The organism is Rathayibacter sp. AY1B6, assembly GCF_002932755.1.
GTDB lineage: Bacteria > Actinomycetota > Actinomycetes > Actinomycetales > Microbacteriaceae > Rathayibacter.
In genome coordinates this window covers 1-8,492 of the sequence record NZ_PSWL01000044.1, presented here as the reverse complement: position 1 = coordinate 8,492, position 8,492 = coordinate 1, and the positions used below count along the sequence as shown (strand labels likewise).

The following is an 8,492-nucleotide window of genomic DNA, read 5'->3' as shown; positions in this document are numbered from 1 at the left end:
GGGCCGGGGGGACGCGCGGGGCCGGCGGGACCGGGACGGAGCCGTGCTGCTCGTCGGAGCCGGGGCCGGGACGGGTGCTGTCGTCGCTCATGGCGCGAGTCTAGCCAGCACCCCGGCGGCGGCGGAGGGGTTCCGTCCGCTCACGCGGGCAGGTAGCCGTCGTCGCGCAGGTCGCCGACGAAGGCCGTCCAGGCGAGGTAGGCGACCACCGCCAGGACGATCGCGAGGTAGCCCAGCACGAAGCCGGCGACCGCGAGACCGCGGCCGCGCTGTCCGGAGCGTCCGGCCTGGGCGAAGCCGATGTGGCCGAGGACGATGGCGGCGGGCGCCAGGCCCAGCAGTCCGCACACCAGAGCCGCGACCGCGAGCGGATTCAACGGCGGGCGGCGGGGCGGGAGCCCGAGATAGGGATCGGCGGCGGCCGTCGGCGGCGGGTAGGCCGCCGACGGCTCGCCGAGCGGAGGGGCGAACGGCGCGGGCGCCGGTCCGGTCTGCGGTCCGGGCGCGGTGTCGTCGGTCACGGTGTCCTCCTGGTGGTGCGGGCGCCCCCGAGCCTCGGAGGCGTGTCGATCAGTACCCGGTCGAGGGCATGGTCGCCGCGATCGAGAAGAGCGCGACGAACGAGATGATGGTGATGATGATCGCGACGAAGCCGATGATGACGGCGGCGAGGGCGAGGCCGCGGCCCTTCTCCCCCGTGCGCTTGATCTGCGACAGGGCGATGAAGCCCAGCACGATGCCCACGATGGAGACGAAGAACGAGGCGATGAAGCCGATGATCGCCAGGATGTTGTAGCGGTCGGACGCGGGCGTGTACGGAGTGGTCATGGAATCCCCCAGGGTCAGGAACGTGCGGATGCGGCCAAGAGTGGCAGTGCCACGTTCCGCCTGTCAAAAAGCTGGACGCCGCTTGCGCGCCCCGGCCACCGCCCGGTAGAGACCTCAGCGGACCTGGATCTCGGTGACCGGCAGGGTCGAGTCGGCGCCGAAGCCGAGCCCCGACGGCGGATGCCCCGCCTCGATCAGCTGCGCCGCCAGCGCGGCGATCATCGCGCCGTTGTCGGTGCAGAGCGAGAGCGCCGGGATCCGCAGGGTCACTCCCGCCGCCGCGCACCGCTCCTCCGCCAGCGCGCGCACCCGGGCGTTGGCGACCACGCCGCCGCCGAGCAGGAGGCGCGGCACGCCGCGGTCGCGGCACGCGGCGAGCGCCTTGGTGAGCAGGACGTCGGCGACCGCCTCGCGGAAGCTCGCCGCGACGTCGGCCACGGGCACCTCCTCGCCCGCGTCCTGGCGCTTCTCGACCCAGCGGGCGACCGCGGTCTTCAGCCCCGAGAACGAGAAGTCGTAGCGGTGGCGCTCGAGGTCCTTCGGCAGGCTGAGCCCGCGGGGGAAGCGGATCGCCTTCGGATCCCCGTCCGCCGCCACCCGGTCGATCTGCGGTCCGCCCGGGTAGGGCAGGCCCAGGACGCGCGCCACCTTGTCGAAGGCCTCGCCGGCGGCGTCGTCGATCGTCTCGCCGAGCAGCTCGACGTCCGACACCAGATCCCGCACGTGCAGGAGCGAGGTGTGCCCGCCCGAGACCAGCAGCGCGATCGTCGGCACCTCGACGGGGCTGCCCTCGCTGCCGTCCGCGCGGAGGACGTCGGCTCCGACGTGGCCGACGAGGTGGTTCACGGCGTAGAGCGGCAGGCCGAGCGAGACCGCGAGCGCCTTCGCCGCTCCGACGCCGACCATGAGGGCGCCCGAGAGCCCCGGTCCGCTGGTGACCGCGATCGCGTCCAGGTCGCCGAGCGCGACACCGGCCTCGGCGAGCGCCGCGTGCAGGGCCGGCTCGAGTGCCTCCAGGTGCGCCCGGGCGGCCACCTCGGGCACGACGCCGCCGTAGCGGGCGTGCTCCTCCATCGAGGAGGCGATGGTGTTCGAGAGCAGCGTCGTGCCGCGGACGATGCCGATCCCCGTCTCGTCGCAGCTGGTCTCGATGCCGAGGACGAGGGGTCCGGTGCTCACGGGGTCTCCTGGGTCGGGGTCGGCGGCAGGCGCATCACGATCGCGTCCACCCCGTCGGGCTGGTAGTAGGCCGGGCGGACGCCGATCTCCTCGAAGCCCTCCGAGCGGTAGAGGGTCTGCGCGGCGGGGTTGTCGGCGCGGACCTCGAGGAAGACCTCGCGGGCGCCGCGCTCGCGGGCCGCCTCGAGGAGCGCGCGCAGCAGGCGGCGGCCGAGGCCGGTGCGGCGGACCCGGGCGACGACCGCGATCGTCTGCACGTCGCCCTCGTGCGCGCCGACGGGGCAGAGGAGCCCGGCGTACCCGACCACCTCGCCGTCCTGCTCGGCCACCAGGTACCGGGTGTGGCGGCTCCGGATCTCCTCCGCCATCATCCCGCGCGACCAGGCGTCACCGGCGAACTCGGACTCCTCGATCGCCATGACGGCGTCGAGGTCGTCCGCCTGAGCGTCGCGGAGCACGGCCTCGCTCATGCGGTCACCCGCTTGGGGCCGGCCGACAGCGTGACGTCGGGCGAGCGCAGGTAGAGGGGCTCGTCCGCGGCGCCGGGGCGGCCGGCCGCGCGCAGGCGGGCGGCCACGACTCCGAGCTCGCCGGCGGAGACCGACTCGGCCTCCAGGCGCGGGAGCTCCGGATGCGGGAGGGCCGGCGGCTTGTCCAGCCCGGGCCCGGCGAGGCGGACGGGGAGTCCCTGGTCGTCGAGCCCGCCGTACGCGCTCCAGTACAGCTCGCGTCGGCGGGCGTCGGTGACGACGAGGAAGCCCGCCGCGCGCCCGTGCCGCAGCGCGGCGAGCGCGATCGCGTCGTGGGAGACCACGGGGAGGGTGGGCACGCCGCGGCCGAGCGCGAAGGCCCGCGCAGCGGCGATCCCGACCCGGAGGCCCGTGAAGGGGCCGGGGCCCATGCCCACGGCGACCGCCTCGATGCCCGCGGGCGCGACGCCGGCCGCCTCGAGCGCCTCCTGGATCAGCCGGCCGACCACCTCGGCGTGGCGCATGGTGTCGGTCTCGGTGCGCTCCGAGCGCACGGCGCCCGCGGAGTCGACGACGGCGACGGAGGTTCCGGAGGAGGTGTCGATCGCGAGGAGCACGCGTCCAGGGTACCCGCGGGCTCAGCTCCAGCCGGTGCCGCGGAAGCGGACGGTGCGCGGCTCGATCGGCTCCTCGCCCTCCTCGGCGTCGGAGCCGGCGGTCGGCCGCTCGATGACCACGTCGAGCCAGGACTCCGCGACGCCGTCCAGCATCCCGGCGCCCCACTCCACGACGACCACCGAGCGCGCCAGGTCGAGGTCGAGGTCGTCGAGCTCGACCGGCGAGCCCACGCGGTAGGCGTCGACGTGCACGAGCGGCGGCCCGTCGTGCAGCGGCGGATGCGTGCGGGCGATCACGAAGGTGGGGCTCGTCACGGGGCCTCGGACGTCGAGCCCCTCGCCGAGCCCGCGCGTGAAGGTGGTCTTGCCCGCCCCGAGCGGCCCCGTCAGCACCAGGAGGTCGCCCGCACGCAGCACTCGGCCGAGCTCGCGGCCCAGCTCCGCCATGGCCTCCGGGTCGGCGACCTCGACGACGCGGTCCGCGAACCAGGAGCGCTCAGGCACGGCCGTCCGCCGCGCTCAGCAGCCGCCGCTGGACGCGCGGCCCGAGCCGGGTGACCAGCTCGTAGTTGATGGTGCCGCACCACCGCGCCCACTCGTCGACCGACGGGACACCGGTCGTCGGGTCGCCCCAGAGCGTCACCGGGTCGCCCGTCGCGACGCTCGCATCCCCCACGTCGACGACGAACTGGTCCATCGCGACCCGCCCGGCGATCCGGTGGCGGCGGCCGCCGATCGAGACCTCCGCGACACCGGAGGCGCTGCGCGGGATGCCGTCCGCGTAGCCGAACGGCACGAGCGCGAGGGTCGTCCCGCCCTCGGCACGCCAGGTGTAGTCGTAGCTCACGCCGGTCCCGTGGGGCACGCGGCGGACGCCGGCGACGCGGCCCTGCAGCGTCATCGCCGGGACGAGACCGAGCTGCAGCGAGGTCTCGTCCTCGAACGGCGAGAGCCCGTAGAGGGCGATGCCGCTGCGCACCATGTCGAGGCGGGCCTCCGGGAGGCGCAGCGCCGCCGCCGTCGCCGCGAGGTGCAGGACCGGCGCCTGCACCCCGTGCGCGGCCAGCACGGCCTCGGCGCGGCGGAGGAGCGCGAGCTGGGCGAGGTCGTCCTCGCGCGAGGTGTTGGACAGGTGCGAGAAGAGCCCGGTGAGGTGGACGGTGCCGCGCGCGCCGTGGCGGGCGAGCGCCTCCGCCAGGCGCGGCCACTCCTCCTCCGCGGCGCCGTTGCGGCTGAGGCCCGTGTCGACCTTGAGCTGGACGGCGGCGCGCACGCCGCGGTCCTCCGCCGACTGCGCGAGCGTGTCGAGCTGGTCGACGGAGGAGACGGCGACGTCGATCGAGTGCTCGAGCGCCGCATCGAAGTCCTCGCCGGGGTCGTGCAGCCAGCAGAGGATCGGAGCGACGACGCCGGCCTCGCGCAGGGCCACGGCCTCCCGCAGCTCCGCGGTGCCGAGGGCGTCCGCGCCGCCGTCGAGCGCCGCCTGCGCCGCGGCCAGAGCGCCGTGACCGTAGCCGTTGGCCTTCACGACGGCCATGAGCCGGCGGGCGCCGGTGAGCTCGCGCAGGCGCGCGGCGTTCGCCGCCATCGCGTCGACGTCGATCACCGCCTCGCGGTACGACGCGGGAGCGCTCACGATTCGGCCACCACGAACGCGCAGGCCACGCCGGCGTCGTGCGTCATCGAGAGGTGCACGCGCGTGATCCCCCGCGCCTCCGCGGCCGCCCGAGCCGGGCCGTGCAGCGCGAAGGACGGATTCCCGTGCTCGTCCCGCTCGACGACCATGTCGTGCCAGCGGGCGCCCACGGAATCGCCGAGCGCCTTGATCAGCGCCTCCTTGGCGGCGAAGCGGCCCGCCAGCGAGGCGACGGGCAGCGAGCGTTCGCTCTCGGCGAACAGCCGGTCGCGGAGCCGGGGAGTGCGCGTCAGCGAGCGCTCGAAGCGCGCGAGGTCCACCACGTCCACCCCGATCCCCACGATCACGGCTCGATCACTCGACCGTGACCGACTTGGCGAGATTGCGCGGCTGGTCGACGTCGAGGCCCTTGGCGGCGGCGAGCTCCATCGCGAACATCTGCAGCGGGGTGACGGCGAGCAGCGGCTCGAACAGCGGGTCGGCGAGCGGGATCGGCACGACCTCGTCGGCGATCTGGATCGCGGCCGTGTCGCCCTGCTCCGCGATCGCGATGACGCGGGCGCCGCGGGCCTTGATCTCCTGGATGTTCGAGATCACCTTGCGCTGCAGCTCGTACGACTCGCTCGGGCTCGGCACGATCACGAAGACGACCTGGCCCGGCTCGATCAGCGCGATCGGGCCGTGCTTGAGCTCGCCCGCCGCGAAGCCCTCGGCGTGGATGTAGGCGAGCTCCTTGAGCTTCAGCGCGCCCTCGAGCGCCACCGGGTAGCCGACGTGGCGGCCGAGGAACAGCACCGCACGGGTGTCGGCCATCCAACCGGCCAGCTGGGCGATGTCGTCGGAGGCGTCGAGCACGCGGGAGAGCTTCTCCGGGATCGCGGCGAGCTGGGCCGCCTGAGAGGCGACGAGCTCGGTGGAGGCGGCTCCGCGCACCGCGGCCAGGTGCAGCCCGAAGAGGTAGAGCGCCGCGATCTGGGCGACGAAGGCCTTGGTCGAGGCGACCGCCACCTCCGGCCCCGCGTGCGTGTAGAGCACGGCGTCCGACTCGCGTGGGATCGTCGCGCCCTGCGTGTTGCAGACGGAGAGCGTCTTCGCGCCGTGCTCCCGGGCGTACTTGACCGCCATCAGCGTGTCCATGGTCTCGCCGGACTGGCTGATCGAGACGACGAGGGTGCGCGGGGTGAGCACCGGGTCGCGGTAGCGGAACTCGTGGCTGAGCTCGACCTCGACGGGGACGCGCGCCCACTTCTCGATCGCGTACTTGGCGACCATGCCGGAGTAGGCGGCCGTGCCGCAGGCGATGATCGTGATGCGGTCGATCTCCGTCAGCACCGGGCCGAGCGCGTCGAGCTCGGGCAGCGTGATCGCGCCCTCGTGGATGCGACCGCGGAGCGTGTTGGCGACGGCCTCGGGGCCCTCGGTGATCTCCTTCGCCATGAAGCTCGACCAGCCGCCCTTCTCGGACGCCGACGCGTCCCAGGCGATCTCGAACGGCTCGGTCTCGACGGGGTTCCCGAAGAAGTCGGTCACCGTGACGAGCTCGGGGGTGATCGTGACGATCTGGTCCTGCCCGATGGCGACCGCGCGGCGGGTGAACTCGACGAACGCCGCGACGTCCGAGCCGAGGAAGTTCTCCCCGTCGCCCAGGCCGATCACGAGCGGCGAGTTGCGGCGCGCGCCGACGACCACGCCGGGCTGGTCCTGGTGCAGGGCGAGCAGGGTGAACGCGCCCTCGAGGTGCGCGACGACGGCCTGGAAGGCGAGCACGAGGTCGCCGGTGCGGCGGTACTCGCGGGCGATCAGGTGCGCGGCGACCTCGGTGTCGGTCTCGCTCTCGAAGACGGCGCCCTCGGCGAGCAGCTGCTCCTTGAGCGGCTGGAAGTTCTCGATGATGCCGTTGTGGATGACAGCGAGCCGGCCGTCGTCCGCCAGGTGGGGGTGGGCGTTGCGGTCGGTCGGGCCGCCGTGCGTCGCCCAGCGGGTGTGGCCGATGCCCGTGGTGCCCTCGGCCAGCGGGTGCGCCTCGAGGTCGTCGACCAGGACGCTGAGCTTGCCCGAGCGCTTGCGGCTGTCGAGCTGCCCGTCGGCGTCGATCACGGCCACGCCGGCCGAGTCGTAGCCGCGGTACTCCAGACGCTTCAGGCCCCCGAGCAGCACGGCCAGGCTGTCGCGCTCACCGACGTATCCAACGATTCCACACATGCGCTCGATTCTAAGCGGCGCGGAGACGCCTCCTGCGGCGTCCGGCGTCCGGCGGGGCGGACGCTAGGATCGGTCCCCATGCCGTCGTCTCCTCGCGATCCCGCGCGCGACGCGCACCCCTCCCCCTTCGTCGAGATCGTCCGCTCCGACTGGGCCGAGCTCGCCCGCACGACGGAGCTGCCGCTGTCGGAGACCGAGGTCGTGCAGCTGCGGGGCCTGGGCGACCGGCTGAGCCTCACCGAGGTCGCGGAGGTCTACCTGCCGCTCTCGCGCCTGCTGAGCCTGTACGCCGGTGGCGCGCGGCACCTGCACCGCGCGACGAGCACGTTCCTCGGGGAGCGCGCGCAGCCGACTCCGTTCGTGATCGGCGTCGCAGGGTCGGTCGCGGTGGGCAAGTCGACGATCGCGCGCCTGCTGCGCGAGCTGCTCGCCCGCTGGGAGGACACTCCCCGCGTCGAGCTGGTGACCACCGACGGCTTCCTGCTGCCCAACCGCGAGCTGGAGCGCCGCGGTCTGATGAGCCGCAAGGGCTTCCCGGAGTCGTACGACCGGCGGGCGCTGCTCCGCTTCGTCTCGGAGGTGAAGGGCGGGGCCGCGGAGGTGCGCGCGCCGTTCTACTCGCATCTCTCCTACGACATCGTCCCCGACGCCGAGATCGTCGTGCGGCGGCCGGACGTGCTGATCGTCGAGGGCCTGAACGTGCTGCAGCCGCCGGTGCCCGGACACGGCCTGGCGGTGAGCGACATGTTCGACTTCACCGTGTACGTCGACGCCCGGACCAGTGACATCGCGCGCTGGTACGAGGAGCGCTTCCTCACCCTGCAGCAGGGTGCCTTCGCGAATCCGAACTCCTACTTCCACCGCTACGCGGCGCTCAGCCCGGACGAGGCCCGCGGGCGCGCGCGGAGCATCTGGGCAGCGATCAACGAGCCGAATCTGCTGCAGAACGTGCGCCCCACCCGCTCCCGCGCGAGCCTCGTCCTGCGCAAGCAGGCGGACCACACCGTCTCCTCGGTCCTCCTCCGCAAGATCTGACCGCGCCCCCCGCTCGCCGCGGCTCCGCGCAAGGAGCGGCCCACCCACGAGCCGTCGTGGGAATCGCGTGCCCAGCGATTCACGCGCGGCGAACGCAACCCGCTCCACCCGCGCAACCACCTCGTCGAGCCGACCGCGAAGAGCCGCGCAGGGAGCGGCTCCTCAATGAACACAGCCGTCGTGGGAATCGCGTGCCCAGCGATTCCCATGCGGCGAACGCGACCCGCTTAACCCGCGCAACCACCTCGCGAAGCCGACCGCGAGGAGCCGCGCAGGGAGCGGCTTCCCAACGAACACAGCCGTCGAGGGAATCGCGTGCCCAGCGATTCACGCGCGGCGAACGCAACCCGCTCCACCCGCGCCACCATCTCCCAAGGCCGACCGCGAGGAGCCGCGCAGGGAGCGGCTCCACCCACGAGCCGTCGAGGGAATCGCGTGCCAAGCGATTCACCCGCGGCGACCGCGACCCGCTCCACCCGCGCAACCACCCCGCGAGGCCGACCGCGAGGGGCCGCGCAGGGAGCG

10 protein-coding genes are annotated in these 8,492 nt (G+C 73.8%); 1 reads left to right on the top strand and 9 read right to left on the bottom strand.

Going from position 1 to position 8,492, the window contains the following annotated elements; genetic code table 11:
* Positions 1–140: 140 nt before the first annotated feature.
* From C5D08_RS16430 to glmS, 9 genes are all read right to left on the bottom strand, one after another.
* Positions 141–521: a DUF4190 domain-containing protein gene (locus C5D08_RS16430; protein WP_104277924.1), complete on the bottom strand. Its 381-nt coding sequence runs from the start codon at positions 519–521 to the stop codon at positions 141–143.
* Positions 522–570: 49 nt separating this feature from the next.
* Positions 571–828, bottom strand: coding sequence for a DUF4190 domain-containing protein (locus C5D08_RS16425; protein WP_104225014.1), 258 nt, complete (start codon positions 826–828; stop codon positions 571–573).
* A gap of 114 nt (positions 829–942) precedes the next feature.
* Positions 943–2,007 carry a tRNA (adenosine(37)-N6)-threonylcarbamoyltransferase complex transferase subunit TsaD gene (gene tsaD, locus C5D08_RS16420; protein ID WP_104277923.1) on the bottom strand — a complete coding sequence of 355 codons (1,065 nt, stop codon included), beginning with the start codon at positions 2,005–2,007 and terminating at the stop codon, positions 943–945.
* Positions 2,004–2,477, bottom strand: coding sequence for a ribosomal protein S18-alanine N-acetyltransferase (gene rimI, locus C5D08_RS16415; protein WP_104234156.1), 474 nt, complete (start codon positions 2,475–2,477; stop codon positions 2,004–2,006). The genes tsaD and rimI overlap by 4 nt, the downstream gene beginning before the upstream one ends.
* Positions 2,474–3,094, bottom strand: a complete 621-nt coding sequence (gene tsaB, locus C5D08_RS16410; protein WP_104277922.1) for a tRNA (adenosine(37)-N6)-threonylcarbamoyltransferase complex dimerization subunit type 1 TsaB — start codon at positions 3,092–3,094, stop codon at positions 2,474–2,476. The genes rimI and tsaB overlap by 4 nt, the downstream gene beginning before the upstream one ends.
* Before the next feature lie 21 nt (positions 3,095–3,115).
* Positions 3,116–3,541: a tRNA (adenosine(37)-N6)-threonylcarbamoyltransferase complex ATPase subunit type 1 TsaE gene (tsaE, locus tag C5D08_RS16405; RefSeq protein WP_104277925.1), complete on the bottom strand. Its 426-nt coding sequence runs from the start codon at positions 3,539–3,541 to the stop codon at positions 3,116–3,118.
* Between the two features lie 49 nt (positions 3,542–3,590).
* On the bottom strand, positions 3,591–4,730 hold the full coding sequence (gene alr, locus C5D08_RS16400) for an alanine racemase (RefSeq protein WP_308471638.1): 1,140 nt from the start codon (positions 4,728–4,730) through the stop codon (positions 3,591–3,593).
* A complete protein-coding gene (locus tag C5D08_RS16395; RefSeq protein ID WP_104225009.1) occupies positions 4,727–5,077 on the bottom strand; it encodes a holo-ACP synthase in 351 nt (116 codons plus the stop codon). The genes alr and C5D08_RS16395 overlap by 4 nt, the downstream gene beginning before the upstream one ends.
* Before the next feature lie 7 nt (positions 5,078–5,084).
* A complete protein-coding gene (gene glmS / locus C5D08_RS16390) occupies positions 5,085–6,932 on the bottom strand; it encodes a glutamine--fructose-6-phosphate transaminase (isomerizing) (protein WP_104277920.1) in 1,848 nt (615 codons plus the stop codon).
* A 78-nt stretch (positions 6,933–7,010) separates the two neighbouring features.
* Between glmS and coaA the strand changes: the two genes are divergently transcribed.
* Positions 7,011–7,967, top strand: a complete 957-nt coding sequence (coaA, locus tag C5D08_RS16385; RefSeq protein WP_104277919.1) for a type I pantothenate kinase — start codon at positions 7,011–7,013, stop codon at positions 7,965–7,967.
* Positions 7,968–8,492: the final 525 nt, after the last annotated feature.